Source organism: Eggerthella guodeyinii (assembly GCF_009834925.2).
GTDB classification, from domain to species: Bacteria; Actinomycetota; Coriobacteriia; order Coriobacteriales; family Eggerthellaceae; genus Eggerthella; species Eggerthella guodeyinii.
In genome coordinates, this window is the sequence record NZ_CP063310.1 from 2424625 (window position 1) to 2443208 (window position 18584).

Sequence of the window (18584 nt, forward strand, 5' to 3'; positions counted from 1 at the left end):
CTACTCGTCGTCGGCCGCCGACTGGGCCTCGGCCTCGCGGTCGGCCATGATGTCGGCGTCGGCCGGCACGTCGCTGTCCGTGGGCGCCGTCACCTTGTTGCGCGCGGCGTCGCGTTCGAGGGCCGACGCGATGCGCTCGGCCTCGTCCACGCTCTTGTCCAGCAGGAAGCGCAGCTCCGGCGCGATGCGCCACGACAGCTGCTTCGCCATGAGCGAGCGGATGCGGCCGGACGCCTTCTGGAAGGCCGCGGCCACGTCCTCGTAGCGCTCGGGCTCGGTGGTGTAGAACACGTTGCACACGCTGCGGTCGTAGCTGACCTCGCAGCCGGTGATGGTGACCAGCTCCAAGCGCGGGTCGGATATCTCGAACAGCAGGATTCCGGCGATGATCTCGCGTGCCTGCTCGTTGACCTTGCGATTCGATGAACTCTGTTTCATGATGCGTCTCCTTACCGTTATCGGGGTCTGCGCGAAACGCGCCCGCCGCATCCAGTGTAGCGTGGATGAACCGGCGAGCGCGCTGGTGTACGCAGTGGCGACGAACGGTTACTCCGTGCGCTCGACTTCCTTGACGGTGTAGCCCTCGATGTGGTCGCCGATCTTGAGGTCCTGGTAGCCGTGGATGCCGATGCCGCATTCGTAGCCCTGCTTCACGGACTTCACGTCGTCCTTGAAGCGGCGCAGCGACTCCATGACGCCCTCGAAGATGATGGTGCCGTCGCGGACGATGCGCACCTTGTCGTCGCGGTGGATCTCGCCGTCGATGATGTAGCAGCCGGCGATCGTGCCCACCTTCGGCACCTTGAACGTCTCGCGCACCTCGGCCACGCCGGTGTCCTCTTCCACGATATCGGGGGAAAGCAGGCCCACGCGCGCGGCGTTGATCTCCTCGATGGCCTGGTAGATGATCCTGTACAGGCGGATGTCCACCTTCTCCTTCTCGGCCTGCTGCTTCGACTTGCCCGTGGGACGCACGTTGAAGCCGATGATGATGGCGTCGGAGGCGGAGGCCAGCGTGACGTCGGTCTCGGTGATGCCGCCGACGGCCGAGTGCACGATGTTGATGCGCACCTCGGACTGGTCCATCTTCTCGAACGCATCGCGCAGCGCCTCGATGGAGCCCTGCACGTCGGCCTTCACGATGAGGTTCAGGTCGGTCTGCTTGCCCTCCTCGATGCGGTTGAACAGGTCGTCCAGGCTCATGTGGCTCTTGGATTCCTGCTCGGCCAGGCGGGCGCGCAGCGCGCGCTCCTCGGCCAGCTTGCGGGCGTCGCGCTCGTCCTCGAACACGCGGAACTCGTCGCCGGCGACGGGCACGCTGTTGAGGCCCAGGATCTCCACCGGGTCGGCGGGCAGCGCCTCGTCGACGTGCTTGCCGTGCGGGTCGACGAGCGCGCGGACGCGGCCGTACGACGTGCCGGCGACCACGACGTCGCCCGGATGGAGCGTGCCGCGCTGCACGAGCACGGTGGCCACGGGGCCGCGGCCCTTGTCGAGGTTCGCCTCGATGACGAAGCCGGAGGCTTCGGCGTCGGGGTTCGCCTTGAGCTCGAGCACGTCGGCCTGGAGGATGATGGTCTCCAGCACGTCGTCGATGTGCAGGCGCTGCTTGGCCGACACCTCCACGAACATGTTCGAACCGCCCCACTCCTCGGGGATGACGCCGTACTCGACGAGCTCCTGGCGCACGCGGTCGGGGTTCGCGCCCGGCTTGTCGATCTTGTTGACGGCCACCACGATGGGCACTTCGGCCGCCTTCGCGTGGTTGATGGCCTCGACGGTCTGCGGCATGACGCCGTCGTCGGCGGCCACCACGAGCACGATGACGTCGGTGACCTGGGCGCCGCGGGCGCGCATGGCCGTGAACGCCTCGTGGCCCGGCGTGTCGATGAACGTGATCTGCTTGCCGTCGATCTCGACGACCGACGCGCCGATGTGCTGGGTGATGCCGCCGGCCTCGCTGGCCACGACGCCCGTGTCGCGAATGGCGTCGAGCAGCGACGTCTTGCCGTGGTCGACGTGGCCCATGACGGTGACCACGGGCGGGCGGGGCTTGAGGTCCTCGTCCTTGTCGTGGTACACCACCGCGTACTCCTCCTCCGGCGACACGACGCGCACCTTGCGGCCCATGTCGTCGGCGATGAGCTCCACGAGGTCGTCGCCCATGGACTGCGTGAGCGTCAGCACCTGGCCCAGCATGAACAGGCGCTTGATGATGTCGTTGGGCTGCACGCCGAGGATCTCGGCGAACTTCGCCACCGTGGCGCCCTGGGGGATCTCCACGACGGAGTCGTCGAGCACGAGCGTGGGATCGAGGCCCTTCTCGATGGCCTCGAGCTCCATGCGCTCGCGGTTCTCGGCCTCGCGCTTCTCCTTGCGCTTCTTGCGGCGGCCCTCGCCCTCGTGGGTGGAGGCGGCGGCGACGGCGGCGCGGGCCTCGGCCAGCACCTTGTCGCGCTGCAGCTTCTCGGCCTGCACGGCCATCTGCGCGTAGCGGTCCTCGGGCTGGGAGGCCTGCTGCTCGAGCTCGGGAACGATCTGCTCGACGTGGCCGCCCTTCTTGCCCTTCTTGGCCGGACGCTCGGGCTTGGAGCCCTTGCGCGCGGCGTCGCGGGCGGCCGGGGCCGCCTGCTTCTGGGCCTCGATGCGCTGCTTCTCGGCCTCGATCTGCGACAGCAGCGAGTCGAACGCGGGCTTCTTGGCGCCCAGCACCGGCGCGGGCTTCTTGGGAGCGGCCGCGGGCGAGGCGCTCTTGGCGCCCTTGGCGTTGCGGTTGCGCAGCGCCTCCTCCACGGCCTGCTTCTTGGCCACCTCAGCGGCCATCTTGGCCTGGCGCGCACGGGCGCGGGCCTCGGCGGCCTCGCGGGCGACGCGCTCCTTCTCGCTCTCGATCTGGCTCGCCAGGCTCTCGAACGGCGAGGAGCCCGGGGCCTTCTTCGGCTTGTCGGAGCCGTCGGCGCCCAGCGCGTGCTCGTCGTCGGGCGAGCCCTCGGCGCGCTGCGCGCGCTCGGCCTCGCGGGCGGCGCGCTCCTGCTCCACGGCCTCGCGGCGGGCGCGCTCCTCCTCGGCCTTCCTGGCCTCGGCTTCGGCGCGCTCCTGGGCGAGCTTGGCGGCTTCCTCGTCCTCCAGCTGGCCGGCGCGCTGCTTGATCTCGGGCTCGAGGTTCTTGCGGATCTTGTCGACGTAGGCGTCCGCGAGCATGCTCGCGTGGCTCTTCGCGGGGATCTTCATCTGTTGCAGCTTGTCGAGCAGCTCTTTGCTCGACATATCGAATTCCTTCGCCAACTCATGTACTCGCATGCTGGCCATATACCACTCCTCTACTTCTATCTCGCTTCGCGCGCAGCCGAAGCGACGTCGGCGGCGATCCTGTCGTACTCATCGCTGCCGAGCGTCGCCTTGAGCGCCCGGTCGAGCTTTTTCTTCTTGCATGCGGCGGCGAAGCACTCCTCGGAGCAGACGTACGCCCCCCTGCCCGGCGCACGGCCGGTCTTGTCGAACGACACGGCGCCGGACGGGTCGCGCACGATGCGCATGAGCTCGGCCTTGCCAGCCAGCTTCCCGCATGCGATGCAGCTGCGCTGCCGCTTCGTCGCCGTCGTCGTCATCCCAGGCCGCCCTCTCTCGGTAACCCTCGCCTACGCCTCGTCGAGGTCGGCGTGCACGCCGCAGTACCGGCTGCCCGGGCGGGCATGGTTGCGGCAGCGGACCCCGTCCTCGCCCACGTAGGCGCACAGCCCGGCCTCGTCGTCGCCGGCCTCTTCCTCGTCGATCAGCATGTTGTCCATCGGGGCCAGCGACTCGCCCGTGAAGCTGGCGCTCTTGATGTCGATGTGCCACCCCGTCAGGCGGGCGGCGAGGCGGGCGTTCTGGCCCTCCTTGCCGATGGCCAGCGACAGCTGGTCGTCGGGCACCACGACGGTGGCGTAGTTATTCTCGTCGTCGACCACCACGCGGGTCACCTTCGCCGGCGACAGCGCGTTGGCCACGTACACCGCCGGATCCTCGGCCCACTGGATGACGTCGACGCGCTCGTTGCGCAGCTCCTCGACCACCATGCGCACGCGGCTGCCCTTCGGGCCGACGCAGGCGCCCACGGGATCGAGGTTCGCCTCGCGCGACGCCACGGCGATCTTGGAGCGGGCGCCGGGCTCGCGGGCGATGGACTTGATCTCCACCATGCCGTCGTAGATCTCCGGCACCTCGATCTCGAACAGGCGGCGGATGAGGTCCGGATGCGTGCGCGACACCACGATGGCCGGGCGCGCCTGCTCGCCGCGCATCTTCGGCGCGTCGGAGTTCGGGTCGCGCACCTCGATGATGAGCACCTTGAGGCGCTGGTTGTGGCGGTAGTGCTCGTTGGCCGGGCGCTCGTTGCGCTCGTTGGGGTTGCGCTTCACGTCGTAGTGGGGCAGCTCGGCCTCCACGCCGTCGCGGATCTTGATGATGGTGAAGTCGGGCGTGCCCTGCAGCACCGTGCCCGTCACGAGGTCGCCCACGCGGTCCGAGAACTCCTCGTAGATGGACTGGCGGCCGGCTTCGCGCACGATGGAGGCGATGACGCCCTTGGCGTTCTGGGCGGCGATGCGGCTCACGTCGTCGGGGGTGACGTCGCGCTCCTCGAACTCCTCGTACTCGCCGGTCTCCTCGTCGGGCTCGCCCACGGGCACGAGCTCGTACACGTAGATATGGCCCGACTGGCGGTCGATGGTCACGCGGGCATCCCACTCGAGATCGAGGATATGCTGGTAGCTCTTGGCGAGCGATGCCTCGAGGCGCTCGATGAGATAGAACTCGTCGATCTTGCGCTCATGGGCCAGCGCCTGCAACGCCTCAATCAGTTCTGAACTTGCCACGTCTTCGCTTCCTTTCCTCAGATGCTCGTCTGCGAGCTGAAATCGATCGTGCCCTTGAGATGGGCGCGCTTGATGGTGTTCATCGGGATCTGCACCTCGGCGCCGTCCACGTCGAGCGTGACCGCGTCGCCTTCGGCGCCCACGATGGTGCCGGTCCAGCTGCTGCGACCGTCCACGGGCTGCGTTTTGAGCACCGCCGTGTCGCCCGCGAACCGTGCGAAGTGCTCCACGGTGCGCAGCGGCCGGTCGATGCCGGGCGACGACACCTCGAGCGTGTACGCCCCGGGGAACGGGTCGAGCTCGTCCATGAGATCGTTGATCCACGCCTGCGCGGAGGACAGCTCGTCGAAGCTCACGCCGTCGGGCGTGTCTATAAACACGCGAATCGTCGGGGCCTTCTTCGCGCCCGCGACCTCGACCGTGACGACCTCGACGCCCTCCCGCTCCGCCCGGGGGGCCAACGCGTCGAGCAGCTGCTGTTCCTTCTTGCTGAGCACGCGCCTCCTCCTTCCCGTTCGGTTCCGCTTCGCCGCCCCATGACCGCCGCCGCGCGGGGCGGCGAGCCCTTACAAACAAAGAAAGCGGGAACAAGCCCACTTTCTCAATGTGTCGAAAGTATGGTGCGCGAAAACGCGCTTGCTTCTTTGTCGTGCTCTGCATTTATACCATATCAACTGCGCTTTGCCTAGTGCGCTCATCAGGCAGCCCGCAAGTTCACCACATTTTTCACGCGTCGTCCAAGCACAGGGCGATGCGGACGACGGCGGTGCCGTCCTCGACGTCGGCGAGCAGCGCGCCGCGGTGGCACTCGACGATCTGGCGCATGGCGGGCAGGCCCAGGCCGTGGTTGCGCGCGTCGGGCTTGCTCGTGGCGCCGAACGCCGCGCCGGGCGGCGCCGCGTTCTCGCAGCGCACGGCCAGGCGGCCGTCGCGCTCGTGCATGGAGAGCGCCAGCCGCGGCGCGGGCACCCCGGCGGCGCGGGCGCGCTCGCACGCCTCCACGGCGTTCGACAGCAGGTTCGACAGCAGCACGACGAGCTCGGTGCTCTTCATGCCGAGCGTCGGCGGCACCTGCACGTCCCAGCTCACGCGCACGCCGGCCGCCTGCGCCGGCGACAGGTAGGCGGCCATGACCGCGTTCACCACGAGGTTGTCGGCGTAGCGCAGCGGCGCTTCGGAGTCCTGCAGCTCGCCCAGCTCGTCGAGGTAGTCGCGGCAGCGCTCCCACTCCCCCGCGTCGGCGAGCCGGCGCAGCGTCCCCACGTGGTGGCGCAGGTCGTGGCGCGCGGCGCGCGTGGCCTCCTCGCCGCTGCGCAGGTGCCTGACGCTCGTTTCGGCCGCGCGCACCTGCACCTCGAGGTCGCGCACCTGCTCGCCGGCGGCGCGCAGGCGGCGCACGCGCTCCACGAGCATCCAGGCGAAGATGCCCACGAGGAAGAGCCCCGCGTACTCGCTCTGCCACAGGCCGTACAGCGGCTCGTAGGCGTTGTTGTCCAGCAGGTTCGCCACGAGCGCCGCCCCCAGCACCGCGCAGCCGTACAGCACGAAGCGCGCCTCGGCGCTGCGGTTGAGCGCGCCCGCGACGGCGCAGCCCACGAACAGGGCCCAGCAGCCGGTGCGCGCGACGGTCTGGAACAGGCCGTACGCCTCGATGGACGCCGGCAGCGCGGGGATGGCCAGCGCCCAGGCCAGCGTGACGGCCGGCAGCGCCCACAGCGCGCGGGCGGCCCAGCGCGCGGCCGGGCGCCGCGCCCGCGTCCACGGCAGGCCCGCAGCGCGGGCGGCCAGCGCCACGGCGGCCACGAGCACGCAGGCCCACGCCGCGTCCTCCACGGCGTACCACCAGGCCCCGGCGATGCCCAGGCGCCACGCCGCCCCGTGCGCCCCCGCCACGGCGAAGGCGGCGCACAGCACGCCGAAGTCGCGCACGAGCGCGTCGCCGTCGCGCCTGCGGCGCACGGCCAGCGCGAACAGCGCCGCGGCGAGCGGCCCCAGCACGAGCACGCAGGTTCCCAGCGCGTTCGCGAACACGACGTTCGCCACCTCCTGCGCCGTGCCCAGCACGGGCGGGTAGTACAGCCCGCTGTAGTAGTGCGCGTCGTTGACCACCTCGAGCCGCAGGCGCGTGTCGCCGTCCACCACGATGCCCACGTCCGCGCCGTCGCCGCTCGACGCCGCGACGACGCCGTCCACGTACAGCGCGTAGTCGCCGTACACCTCGGGGACCAGCAGGACGAGCGCGCGCTCGTCCTGGGCGCCGACGTAGCGCAGGGTGAGCTCGTAGGAGGCGCTGCCGAAGGCGGAGGTGCCGCCCGGCGCGTAGGAGAAGTTGGAATACTGGCCGATGAACGTCTCGGTTTGCGGCCCGCCGTCGACGGAGAGCAGCCATCCGTCCACGAGCGCGAGGGGGCGCGCGAGGTCGGCGTCGGAGATCTCGACGACGCCGTCCGAACCGTACGGGGGCGGCGCCAGGTATTTGTTATCATGGTAGTACGTCAACGCGAACAGGCATCCCGCCAGCAGGAAGATCGCTGCTGCGGGAGCTGCCGCGCGACAGAGCGCACGAACCGGCATATGCCACCTTCCGCAACGACGAGGAGCCTCCGTGCAGCATGGTACCAGAAAACGCCCCGGCCGCGCGCTCGCGTGCGCGCTGACCTTCGGACTCGCGGCCGCGCTGGCCCTGCCGGGCGGAAGCGCGCTCGCCCTCGCGGGGGTCGGGGGCGTCGGGGGCGTCGGCGGGGCCGGCGATGGCGGCATCGACCGCGTGGACGAGCCGTTCGGGCAGATCGTCCGCATCATCCCCGACGTCGGAACGCTGTCGATCCTGTTCCTGCCCGCGCTGCCCATCCTCGACGAGGAAGGGCGCCTCCCCGGATCGCTCGAGACGCTCGCCATCGAGCGCGCGTACGCCGACGAGCCCGATGCGTGGGAGCCCCTCGGCACGCTTGCCTGGGACGACGGCTGGGGCGAGTACAACACGCCCGACGGCAGCCTCTCCCTCGTCCCCGTGTACGCCGACGACCAATGGACGATCGTGAGCTACTGCACGGTGCACGTCGAATCGGACGTCGTCGACTACCGCGATTTCTACCTGCGCGCGACCGCGGTGACGTGGGAGGACGGCGTGCGGACGACCACCGCGTTCGCGCCGGCGCTGTTCGCCTACGAGGAGGAATGGCTCCCCGACCCGCAGCCCGATCCCGACGACCCCGACGATCCTGACGGGCCCGGAGCGGAGCCTCCGAGCGTCGTGAACCCGCCGAAGGCGGACGGCGGCGACAGCGGCGGCAACCGCGGCGGCGTGGGCCAGGGCGAGAGCGAGCGCGTGGACCCCGCCGGCGCCCCCGAGGACGTCGTGCCCGCGGCGCAGGAGGCCGAGGCGGCCCCGCGGCGCGGCGCGCCGTCGGCCGGCCAGGACGCGACGGGGAGCGGAAACGGCGGCGAAGGCGGGGCGGATGCCGAAGGCGGGGCGTCCGCGGACGAGGGCGCGACCGCGCCCGCCGCGCAGGGCGGCGCCGCGGCTTCGAGCGCCGCGCCCGCAGGCGCAGGCGCGGCCGAGGCCGACGGCGAGGGGCGCATCCCCGGCTTCGCGTGGGCCGTCGGCGTCACCGCCGGCGCCGTGGCCCTCGCCGGAGGCGCGCTCGCCGCACGGCGAGTGCGTTCGGAGCGCCCGCGCAAAACGCGTCCCTGAACGCGCGCCGCTTGCGGCCGCGCTGGCGTCGCCGTGCGGTCGTCTTCCGCGCGAGCAGAATCCTCGCGCACGCCCACTCGCCGCGACGAGCCGCGCTTCGGCGGAAACGGGGGCGCCGCCCGCTCCGCGAGCGCGCGGCGCCTTGCCTACTTCCCGGACCTCACCAGCTCTTCGGCCATTTCGCGCAGCTTGAACTTCTGGACCTTCATGGACGGGGTCATGGGGAAATCGTCCACGAAGAACACGCGCTTGGGCACCTTGTAGCGCGCGATGCGCGGGATGGCGAACGCGCGCACGTCGTCCTCGGTCATGCCCTCATGTCCGGGACGCACGCGGACGAACGCGCCCACGAGCTCGCCGAGCTTCGCGTCGGGGATGCCCACCACCTGGGCGTCCAGCACGCCGGGCATGGTCAGCAGGAAGTTCTCCACCTCGAGCGGGTAGACGTTCTCGCCGCCGCGGATGATCATGTCCTTGATGCGCCCGGTGACGCGGTAGTAGCCGTCCTCGTCCACCGTGCCGAGGTCGCCCGAGTGCAGGTAGCCGTCGGCGTCGATGGCGCGCGCCGTCTCCTCGGGCATCTTGTAGTAGCCCTTCATCACGTTGTAGCCCTTGCAGCACAGCTCGCCCGGCTCTCCCGGCGCGCAGATACGGCCGTCGGCGGGGTCGATCACGCGCACGTCCACGGGCGGGTGCTTGCGGCCCACCGTCTCGCACTTGTGCTCGATGTCGTCGTCGGCGCTCGTCTGCGTGAACACGGGGCTCGTCTCGGTGAGGCCGTAGCAGATGGTGATCTCCTTCATGAACATCTTGTCCATGACCTCGCGCATCGTCTCGGGCGGACAGGGGCTTCCGGCCATGATGCCCGTGCGCAGGCTCGACAGGTCGAACGTGTCGAAATCGGGGTGGTTGAGCTCGGCGATGAACATGGTGGGCACGCCGTACACGCTGGTCGCACGTTCCTTGTGGATGGCCTGCAGCACGAGGCTCGCGTCGAACTCCTCCACGATGATCATGGTGGAGCGGTGCGTGAGGTTCGCCATGACGCCCAGCACGCAGCCGAAGCAGTGGAAGAACGGCACCGGCAGCGTCACGCGGTCGTCCGGGCCCAGCTTCTGCCCCTCGCCGATGTAGAAGCCGTTGTTGAGGATGTTGCGGTGCGTGAGCATGACGCCCTTCGGGAAGCCCGTCGTGCCGGACGTGTACTGCATCATCACCACGTCGTTGTTGTCGAAATGGGTTTCGGCCTCCGCGAGCGCGTCGGCCGGCACGTGCTGGCCCAGCAGCACGAGCTCGGGCACGCTGTAGCAGCCGCGGTGCTTCTCGGGGCCCATGTAGATGATGTTCTTGAGGAACGGGTACGTCTCGGACTCCAGGTAGCCGCGCTGCTGCGTGAGCGTCTCGGGCACGAGCTCGCGGATGATCTGCAGGTAGTCCACGTCGCGGTAGGCGTCGATGACGCAGAGCGCCTTCATGTCCGACTGCTTCAGCACGTAATCCAGCTCGTGGCTCTTGTACACGGGGTTCACCGTCACCATGACCACGCCGATCTTGGCCGTGGCGTACATGAACGTCAGCCAGTCGGGGATGTTGCGCGCCCACACGCCCAGGTGGTCGCCCGGGCGCATGCCGATGGCCAGCAGGCCGCGCGCCAGGTTGTCGGTGCGCTCGTCGAACTCCCCGTACGTCCAGCGCAGCGCGCGGTCGGGGTACACGACGAACTCGTGGTCGGGGTCGATTGCCGCCTGGTCGCGGAAGTAGCGCCCGATGGTCTTCTCGGAATGCAGCGGGTAGCCGGGATCGCCCGGGACGGGCTCGTTCTTCTCGTCGGTCGTCATGTCGCCCCCTCTAGATCGGCGTGTACACGACGGCCAGGAACTTCGCCTTCTGGCCGTCGTGGGCGCGCACCTGATGCGGCACGATGCAGTCGTAGTAGATGCTCTCGCCCGGATGCAGCACGTAGACGTCCTTGCCGTACTCGATCTCGATGGAGCCTTCCATGCCGAAGAGCCATTCCTCGCCCTCGTGCCCCACCAGCTCGTGGTCGGTCGCGCCCGAGGGATCGACCGTGATGACGAACGGGTCCATGTGGCGCGAGGGACGCCCCGCGGCCAGGCTGAAGTAGCTCAGATCGCCGGCGTCGCTGGCCGTCTCGAGCGTCTTGACCTTCGCGACCTCCTCCATCTGCGCGCGGTCGATGTAGGCGGGGCCCAGGTTCTCGTCGTCGTCCATGAGCGTGCCGAGGCGCACGCCCAGCGCGCGCGTGATCTTGATGAGCGGCGCGAGCGAGGGCGGCAGCTCGCCGGCCTCGAGCTCCTCGATGACCGAGACGTCGCATCCGCAGCGATCCGCCAGGTCCTGGCTCGACAGGTGGTGCGCCGTCCGAAGGGTGACGATCTTCTCCCCGAGCTTGTTCTCATCTGCCATACCGCGCTCCCCCTCCTCAAGTCAATGTGCTCCTTCATCGCATAGGAGCCATTATCGCTTGTTTGCGCCGAAATGCAGCGTGAATCGCGCAAATGGCGCGATTCGCCCAACGGGGTTCAAACGATGACCGGCGCGGGGGAACCGTATATACTGGAGCGAGGGGATAAGGAGGGGTTATGAGATTGGAAACGCTGCGCGAGTTCGTGATGGTCGCCAAGCATCTGAACATCACGAAGGCCGCCCAGGAACTGTACCTATCGCAACCGTCGCTGAGCAGCCGCATGAGCGCGCTGGAAAAGGAGTTGGGCTACCCGCTGCTGGATCGCTCGAGAAACCGGATCGCTCTCACCTCCGCCGGGGCCGTGCTGCTCGATTACGCCCAGCGCATCATCGAGCTCCACGACGAGGCGCTCGAGAAGAGCCAGCGCGCCGCCCGGCTCTCCCCCACCGTCAAGGTGGCGACCATCGCGCCGTCGTCCCCCCATTACCGCATGCTCCCGGAACACGAATCCATGCCGTTCTCCTTCGTCGACCTCGATCTGAACACCGCGGCCATCGACGCCCTGCGGCAAGGCCTCATCGACGTCGCCGTGGAGTCGGACTATTCGATCGTGGACGCCCTGCGCGAGGAAGGGGACGCCATCGGCATAACCTACCGCCGCATCGGCGAGGACGCCTGCTTCCTCGCGATGATGGCGGGCAACCCGCTCGCGCGCAAGGAACGGCTCGTGCGCCGCGACCTCAACGGCCAGACCGTGATCATCAACAGCGGGTTCCACTTCGACCGCTGGAGCAAGATGGTGCAATCCCTGCTGGGCGAGGACGTGAAGCTGGGGTTTCGCATCAACGCGCTGGACAGCATCAGCAACCTCTCCTTCGTCGACCTGGGATCCTCGATCTACATCTGCGGGGACAAAGCCTCCCAGGAGCTGCTGAGGCAGCGAGAGGACGTGCGGGTCTTCGACGAGGTGGACGGCAGGAAGCTGACGCACCCCGTCGCCCTCGTGTGCCGAACCGGCGATCTGCAAGACGACGAGAGCCCCGTGCGGCGCTTCGTCGACGAGTGCCTGCGGCGCGTGCCGGCGACGGAGCCTCGCCGGCACGCGCTCTCGGAGCAGGGACGGTGACGGAGACCGGCTACCGCTGCGCCGCCTCGACGCAGTGCTTCGCGGCCACGTAGCCCATCACGCCGCCCTGCCCGAGCGTGGCGCCGCCCGCCCAGTACCCCGCGACGCCCGACGAGCAGTTGCCCGTGGCGTACAGCCCCTCGATCGGCTGCCCCTCCACGTCAAGGACCTGGGCGTTCTCGTTGATATGAAGGCCGCCGCGCGTGCCGCCCATCATGCCCGGCACGTAGCGGCAGCAGTAGAACGGCGGCTCGCTCACCGTGCCCAACACGCTCTGCGGGATCTCGGCGCCGGGCAGCGACATGAGCGCGCTCATCATGGCCAGCGTGTTCGCGCTCGCCGCCTTCTCGCCGCGATGCCACGCGGGGTCGGCGCCCTGCCCGGCATGCTCGTTGAAGGAGGACACCTCGGCGAGGAGCGCTCCCTCGTCGATGCCCATGCCCTCGGCCAGCTCTTCGAGCGAATCGAACTTGAACACGAATTCCGGAAGCTCGTCGGGCGTGGCGTAGCCGGGCAGCAGGAACGTGGAGGTGTACGTGCTGTCGCATATCCAATAGCCGGGGATGTTGACGTACTCCAGCGTGCCGGTGTCGTAGGTGCCGAACGCACGGTTCATCGTGTCGTACATCGTCGATTCGTCGCAGAAGCGCCTGCCTTTGCGGTTGACCATGATGCTGTGCGGGAATCCGCGCGGCGCGAAGGCGTCGCTGCCGACCTTGTCGTATCGGAACGCGCCCGGCTCCCACTCCTTCTGCGTGTCGAAGTACGGGTTGCCGAACGTCGTGTCCATGTAGGCCAGCTGCGCGCCGATGCGGGCGCCCATGCGATGCGCATCGCCGGTGTTGTTCGCGCTGCCGTTCGAGCGATAGTACGGGAACGGCAGGTGGAACCTGCGCATGTCCTCGTCATGCTCGAAACCGCCGGTGCCCAGGATGACGGCAGACGCCTTCACCCTCGTGCCGTCGGACAGCACGGCGCCCACGACCGCGCCCTCATCGTCGGTGACGAGGGACTCGACCGAGGTCCCCATCGCAAGCTCGATGCGATCGCTCGCATCGACGTACGCCCGGTACCCCTCCCACTGCGCAGGGGCCATCAACGGCTGGCCGTCGCCGTCGAACGGATACCAGCTTCCGCGCCCGTACGCGTCGTCGAGCGAGCCCTGGTACAGCTCGTAGTAATCCCCGAACGCCTTGCTCGTGTGGCCCCATTTCGACCAGCCGTGCGTCTCCAGGACGAAGCGGCAGAACTCGTTCGCGTTGTCGACGAACGCGGCCTGCACGTTCTCGTCCATGCGGCCGTCGCCCACGAGCTTCATGTACTCGAGCACCTTCTCGCGCGTATCCTCGATGCCCTCGTCGGCGTTGAAGTCGAGCATCGCCAGCGCGTACCCGCCGCCGGACGTCGCGGAGGTACCGCCGAACATCGCCGAGTCCTTCTCGACGACGAGCACCGATTCCGCCCCGCGCTCGGCGCACGCGATGGCCGCATGCACGACCGTCCCCGTCCCCGCGACGAGCACCTGCACCTCCTTGTCCCACGATGCCGCGCCCGCCCCGGCGCCGCCCGCGGCGTCGTCGCCGCCCTTGCCGGGAGCGCAGGCGGCGAGCGACGTTGCGCCCAGCAGCCCCATGCCCATGACGGCGGCTCCCTTGATCGCATCGCGCCTGCTCAGCTGCATGCCGCTTGCATTCCCCATCGATTCTTTCCCCGTGTTCATGCCAGCCCCTCCTTCGATCGGACGTGCCTACGATCTGGAGTATACGGGGCGCGGCGCCTATACCGGAAATCGGATAATCCCAGGCCGGCATAAGGGAACGGCATGGTGCCATAGCGAAAGCCGATAGGTGAAAACGGGGGCATCGCCCGACGGCCGGTGCGGCGCGCCTTTCGTTGCGGGCGCGACCCTCGCGTCGAGCCCGCTCCCCGGCAACCGGAAGCGCCGAGACGAACGAAGCCGCCCCGGGAGGGCGGCTTCGCGGAGTGCGGGGATGTGCGCGGGGACGCCGAGGCGCCGGGGCCTAGCCCTTGAAGAGGGCGTGCTTGAGCTCGTCCTCGTCCTTGATGGACAGCGAGGTCTGCAGCACGTCGCCGCCGAAGGGGCGGATGGCGTCGATGAACTTGTCGGTGGTCATCTCGTCGACCACCATGAACACGGCGGCGCTGTCGTCGGTGGACAGCAGGTTGCGCACGCGATCCTGGAAGTCCTTGTCCACGCCGTGCTTGACGATGGCGCCCGTCAGCGCGCCGATGCCGGCGCCCAGGGCCGCGCCGAAGAACGGCACGAAGAACAGCAGGCCGAACAGCACGCCCCAGAACAGGCCCCACACCGTGGAGGTGCCCACTTTGGAGCCGGGCGTGACCACGTCGTACTTGCCGTCGGCGCGACGCGCCACGACGGCGACGGACTGCAGGCTGACGATGAGGTTGTTGTCGAGATCGAGGATCTTCTGGTAAGCGGACTTTGCCTCCGCCTCGCTCGGGTAACCGAGCACGATGAGCGTACTCATGATGATGGGGCTCCTTTCGACGCGTTCGTTGGAGCCTCCACTCTAAGGCCTCGCGGGCGCGAGCGGCGGGAAGCGTTGCCGGCCGCCACCCGTTTGAAACCGTCGCGTAAGACGCGCCGACTCGGGGCGGGAGCGGCGCGCGCAGACGGGAAACCAGGCCCCGAAGTCACGAAAATCACCGCTGTGAAGCTCCGAGAAGGCCGAGCGACGAAGCGGAAGCATCAGCCAACGAGGAATCCCCCGGTCGCGTGTTCCGCACGATCCATCAAGGGCTCGCGATGGCGCTCCGCAGCATCCAGATCGCTTCACAGCGGTGATTTTTGTGCTGCTCGACCCCGTTTCGCGTGAAGCGCGCGAGAAAAAGCGATGCGAGGACAGGGCCTCGCATCGCTTCGACGCTGCATATGGTGGGAACGGCCTACCCGAAGCGGTATTCCACGCCCATGGTGGGCTGGGGGTTCTCCCACTTCTTGACGATGGTGCCCTCGCAGGCGATGCGGCAGGTGCCGCACTCGAGGCAGCCGGCGTAGTCGAAGGACTTGGCGCCGTTCTCGTCGATCTTGTACAGGGCCGCCGGGCACACGCGGACGAGCTTCAGGAACTCCTCCGTGTCGGGGTCCTCGACCAGCTCGATGTGGGCGTTCTCCTCGTCCACCTCGTACTTGTCGATGGCCAGGAACTCGTCGACGTTGACCGTGATCTCCTTGACCTTGCTCACAGCGACTTCACCGCCTTCCTCACCTCGCCGGCCAGCTTGAACAGGCCGCGCTTCTTCACAATGGGCATCATACGCTTCATCAGCGGCTTCTGCGGCTCGCCGTCCACGCTGAACATGGCGTTGAAGATCTCCTTCACCATGACCGGGTAGTCGGTGAACATGCTCGACCAGCCCTCCATGGTGTGGGGCCACTTGCGGAACGTCGCCAGGTCCTGGATGACGAAGGAGTTCTCCATCGCGGTCTTGTAGGAGGACAGGCCCGCGGCCGACGTGTCGCCCGCGTCGAGCGCCTTCACGGCCGCAAGCCCCGCCATCTGGCCGGACGCCACGGCGAAGTCCATGCCGCGCACCTGGTAGCCCATGTTCATGCACAGGCCCGCCGACTCGCCCGCCACGAGCGCGCCGTCGAAGACGTACTGCGGCACCATGTCGTAGCCGCCCTCGGGCACCATGTGGCCGGAGTGCTCCACGAGCTTCGCGCCGCGGATGATGGGGGCCACGGCCGGGTGGTTCTTGAAGTCCTCGAGCATCTGGTAGACCGGGACCTCGTTGGAGCCATCGGCGGCCAGCGAGATGGTGGCCACAAGGCCGAGCGAGATGGAGTCCTTGTTCGTGTACAGGAAGCCGCCGCCCACGTTGCCATGCGTGCAGTCGCCCACGAACAGCATGGCCGCGCCTTCGCCCTCGGGCACGAGGAAGCGGTCCTCGATCTGGCCCGCGGGAAGCTCGAACACCTGCTTGATGCCCACGGCCATCTGGCTCGCCTTCGGGCGGGGGTTGCCGAGGCTGCGCTCGCACAAAAGCGAGTTCACGCCCTCGGCGACGATCGTCACCTCGGCGGTGATCTCGTCCTCGCCGGCGCGCACGCCGACGACCTTGCCGGACTCGTCCTTCAGCAGCTCCTCGACGGCGATGCCGCAGATGTACTCGGCGCCGGCGTCCTCGGCCTTGCTCGCGAGCCACTGGTCGAACGGGGCGCGCAGCACGCTGTAGGAGTCCTTGGCCTCCTCGGCGAGCTCGGGGCTCGTGAAGTCGATGGCCATCTGCGAGGTGGGATCCATGAACGCCATGCGCTCGTGGGTGATCTTGCGCTCGAGGGGGGCTTCCTGCTCGAAATCCGGGAAGACCTTCTTGAGCGAGTGGGAGTAGATGCGCCCGCCGGTCATGTTCTTCGCGCCGGCGAAGTTGCCGCGCTCGACCACGAGGACGCTCTTGCCGGCCTGGGCGAGCTCGTAGGCCGCCACGGCGCCCGCGCATCCGGAGCCGACGACGATCGCGTCGAAATCAGCCATGTCCTGTCCTTTCTTGTGTGTGCGTTTCCACTATAGTATCGTGCCGCGACGTTCGCCGCAAACCGTTGAGGCTGTCATCCCGAGCGCGCGGGGCGGGCGCGGGGCGCGGTTCGTGCTACCGACGAGCTGGCGAAGGTCTCGTCGAGGAGAGGAGGGAGGATGCGGCGTCCCGCGTCCGCCCGCAGCGCTCGGGATGACAGCCTGACCGGCTTCCCCGGACCCGCGAGGGCCCGGGGAGCAAGCTTGGCTTACAGGGCGGCGGCCAGAGCCGGCAGGACGTCCTTGATGTCGCCCACCAGGCCGTAGTCGCACTGCTTGAACACGGGGGCGTTCTTGTCCTTGTTGATGGCGAAGAGCGCGCCGGCGCGGTTGCAGCCCACCATGTGCTGCATCTGGCCGGAGATGCCGCAGGCCACGTACACCTTCGGCGACAGCATGAGGCCGGAGACGCCCACGTACAGCTCGGTGGGGAGCCAGTCCACGCCCTCGGTGAGGGGGCGCGAGCAGGCCAGGCCGCCGCCCAGCTTGTCGCACAGGGCGCGCGCCAGGTCGAGCTCGGACTCCTCGGCGAAGCCGCGGCCGGCGGCCACGACGATGTCGGCCTTGTTCAGATCCACGCCGCTCTTCTGGATGGGGCTGGACGAGACGAGCTTCACGGGGTTCGCCGGGGCGACCCAGGCGACGTCCTCCACGGCGTTCGCGCCGGAGGCCTCGGCGCCCTCGAAGGCGCCCGCGCCCACCGTGTAGACGGCCACGTCGCCCGCGGCCTTCTGCACGCGCTCGGCCACGCCGCCGAAGTACAGGCTCTTGGCGCCGTCCTCGAAGGACATGACGTCGGTGATGACGGAGGTGTTCGCATGGGCGGCCAGCTTGCCGGCGATCACCTTCATATGACGGGTCGGCTCGACGATCACGACGCCCGGCTGCTCGGCGTCGAACACGGAGATCACGGTGTCGGCGGCGTCGTCGACGACGGAGCCCTCGGGCACGGAGATGCGGGCGATCTTGTCGGCGACGGCCTCGGGGGCCTCGCCGAAGGAGACGAGGACGACCTCGTCGGCCATGGTGCGAGCGCCAGCAGCGAGCTCCCGGGCGGCGTCCGCGCGTTCAGCGATAACGAGTGCTTTCATGGATATCAACTCTGCCTTTCTGTATGCAACGGATGGTCGGGGGAACTTACAGCGCGGCCTTGAGGGCGGCGGCGAACTGCGCGATGGCGCCGTCGGCCGAGGCCTCGAGGATCTCCTGCTTGCGGTCGGCCTGCTTCGGCGCGAGGCAGGACACGACGTCGATGGCGTTCTCGTACGCGCCGGCGGCGCCCGCCACGTTCATCGGCTTCTTGCCGGCGGCGAGGATGTCCTTCATGCCGGGGATGCGGGGCAGCGCGATGTCGGGAGCGACCGACACGACGGCCGGCAGCGGCACCTCGACGACCTCGACCACGTCCTCGAGCGTGCGCTCGACCTCGAGCACGTCGCCCTTCGCGGTGATCTTCGTGGCGGCGTTCACCACGGGCAGGCCCAGCTTCGCGGCCAGCTGCACGTCCACCTGCTGCGCGTAGTTGTCGGCGGAGCCGTCGCCGCAGAGGATGACGTCGAAGCCCCCCACGGTTCCGACGAGCTCGGCCAGGACGGCCGCGGCGGCGTTGGCGTCGAGGTCGGCGCACGCGGCGTCGGCCGTCATGTACAGCTCGTCCACGCCGCGGGCGAGCACGTTCTTCTTGAGCTTGGAGTCGTCGATGTCGGCGCCTCCCACGGTAACGGCGACCACCTTCGAGCCCTCGTTGGCGGCGGCCAGCTGAGCGGCGGCCTCGATGGCGTTCAGGTCGTAGGCGGACACGGTGTTCTTCGCCTTGGAGTAGTCCAGCGAGCCGTCAGCCGACACCTGGATATCCTGATCGTCGGGAACCACCTTGAAAGCAGCAACGATGTTCATCCTGTACCTTTCCCTTCTCGATTGA

General features: G+C 68.7%; 16 protein-coding genes. 2 read left to right on the forward strand and 14 right to left on the reverse strand.

Features of this window, described 5'->3' with window-relative positions:
• The 6 genes from rbfA to GS424_RS10275 all read right to left on the reverse strand — a co-directional run bounded on the left by rbfA (window position 1) and on the right by GS424_RS10275 (window position 7430).
• The gene (gene rbfA, locus GS424_RS10250) at window positions 1-438 is read right to left on the reverse strand and encodes a 30S ribosome-binding factor RbfA (protein ID WP_160942297.1); all 438 of its coding nucleotides are present in this window, start codon (window positions 436-438) and stop codon (window positions 1-3) included.
• A gap of 108 nt (window positions 439-546) precedes the next feature.
• On the reverse strand, window positions 547-3309 hold the full coding sequence (gene infB, locus GS424_RS10255; protein ID WP_160942296.1) for a translation initiation factor IF-2: 2763 nt from the start codon (window positions 3307-3309) through the stop codon (window positions 547-549).
• A gap of 17 nt (window positions 3310-3326) precedes the next feature.
• Window positions 3327-3608: an RNase P modulator RnpM gene (gene rnpM / locus GS424_RS10260; RefSeq protein ID WP_101722710.1), complete on the reverse strand. Its 282-nt coding sequence runs from the start codon at window positions 3606-3608 to the stop codon at window positions 3327-3329.
• A 30-nt stretch (window positions 3609-3638) separates the two neighbouring features.
• A complete protein-coding gene (gene nusA / locus GS424_RS10265; RefSeq protein WP_160942295.1) occupies window positions 3639-4856 on the reverse strand; it encodes a transcription termination factor NusA in 1218 nt (405 codons plus the stop codon).
• Window positions 4857-4873: 17 nt separating this feature from the next.
• Entirely contained in the window at window positions 4874-5353 is a 480-nt protein-coding gene (locus tag GS424_RS10270) for a ribosome maturation factor RimP (RefSeq protein ID WP_160942294.1), read from the reverse strand.
• A gap of 229 nt (window positions 5354-5582) precedes the next feature.
• On the reverse strand, window positions 5583-7430 hold the full coding sequence (locus GS424_RS10275) for a GHKL domain-containing protein (protein ID WP_160942293.1): 1848 nt from the start codon (window positions 7428-7430) through the stop codon (window positions 5583-5585).
• A 31-nt stretch (window positions 7431-7461) separates the two neighbouring features.
• On the opposite strand from GS424_RS10275, the gene GS424_RS10280 reads away from it, so the two are divergent.
• On the forward strand, window positions 7462-8550 hold the full coding sequence (locus tag GS424_RS10280; RefSeq protein WP_193666516.1) for a hypothetical protein: 1089 nt from the start codon (window positions 7462-7464) through the stop codon (window positions 8548-8550).
• Window positions 8551-8696: 146 nt separating this feature from the next.
• Here the strand turns inward: GS424_RS10280 and GS424_RS10285 are convergent, their stop codons facing one another.
• On the reverse strand, window positions 8697-10388 hold the full coding sequence (locus GS424_RS10285) for an AMP-binding protein (protein ID WP_160942292.1): 1692 nt from the start codon (window positions 10386-10388) through the stop codon (window positions 8697-8699).
• Window positions 10389-10398: 10 nt separating this feature from the next.
• Window positions 10399-10977 carry a helix-turn-helix domain-containing protein gene (locus tag GS424_RS10290; protein ID WP_160942291.1) on the reverse strand — a complete coding sequence of 193 codons (579 nt, stop codon included), beginning with the start codon at window positions 10975-10977 and terminating at the stop codon, window positions 10399-10401.
• 176 nt (window positions 10978-11153) lie between these two features.
• Between GS424_RS10290 and GS424_RS10295 the strand changes: the two genes are divergently transcribed.
• Window positions 11154-12104 (forward strand): LysR family transcriptional regulator, encoded by a 951-nt coding sequence (locus GS424_RS10295; RefSeq protein WP_160942290.1) that lies wholly within the window; start codon window positions 11154-11156, stop codon window positions 12102-12104.
• Between the two features lie 10 nt (window positions 12105-12114).
• Here the strand turns inward: GS424_RS10295 and GS424_RS10300 are convergent, their stop codons facing one another.
• From GS424_RS10300 to fixA, 6 genes are all read right to left on the reverse strand, one after another.
• Window positions 12115-13824, reverse strand: a complete 1710-nt coding sequence (locus GS424_RS10300; RefSeq protein ID WP_160942289.1) for an FAD-dependent oxidoreductase — start codon at window positions 13822-13824, stop codon at window positions 12115-12117.
• A 301-nt stretch (window positions 13825-14125) separates the two neighbouring features.
• On the reverse strand, window positions 14126-14614 hold the full coding sequence (locus tag GS424_RS10305) for a DUF1269 domain-containing protein (protein WP_160942288.1): 489 nt from the start codon (window positions 14612-14614) through the stop codon (window positions 14126-14128).
• A 418-nt stretch (window positions 14615-15032) separates the two neighbouring features.
• Window positions 15033-15332: a ferredoxin family protein gene (locus GS424_RS10310; RefSeq protein ID WP_160942287.1), complete on the reverse strand. Its 300-nt coding sequence runs from the start codon at window positions 15330-15332 to the stop codon at window positions 15033-15035.
• A complete protein-coding gene (locus GS424_RS10315) occupies window positions 15329-16624 on the reverse strand; it encodes an FAD-dependent oxidoreductase (protein WP_160942286.1) in 1296 nt (431 codons plus the stop codon). The genes GS424_RS10310 and GS424_RS10315 overlap by 4 nt, the downstream gene beginning before the upstream one ends.
• Before the next feature lie 248 nt (window positions 16625-16872).
• Window positions 16873-17754 (reverse strand): electron transfer flavoprotein subunit alpha/FixB family protein, encoded by an 882-nt coding sequence (locus GS424_RS10320; RefSeq protein ID WP_154332178.1) that lies wholly within the window; start codon window positions 17752-17754, stop codon window positions 16873-16875.
• A gap of 46 nt (window positions 17755-17800) precedes the next feature.
• The gene (gene fixA / locus GS424_RS10325; RefSeq protein ID WP_160942285.1) at window positions 17801-18559 is read right to left on the reverse strand and encodes a putative electron transfer flavoprotein FixA; all 759 of its coding nucleotides are present in this window, start codon (window positions 18557-18559) and stop codon (window positions 17801-17803) included.
• Window positions 18560-18584 lie beyond the last annotated feature (25 nt).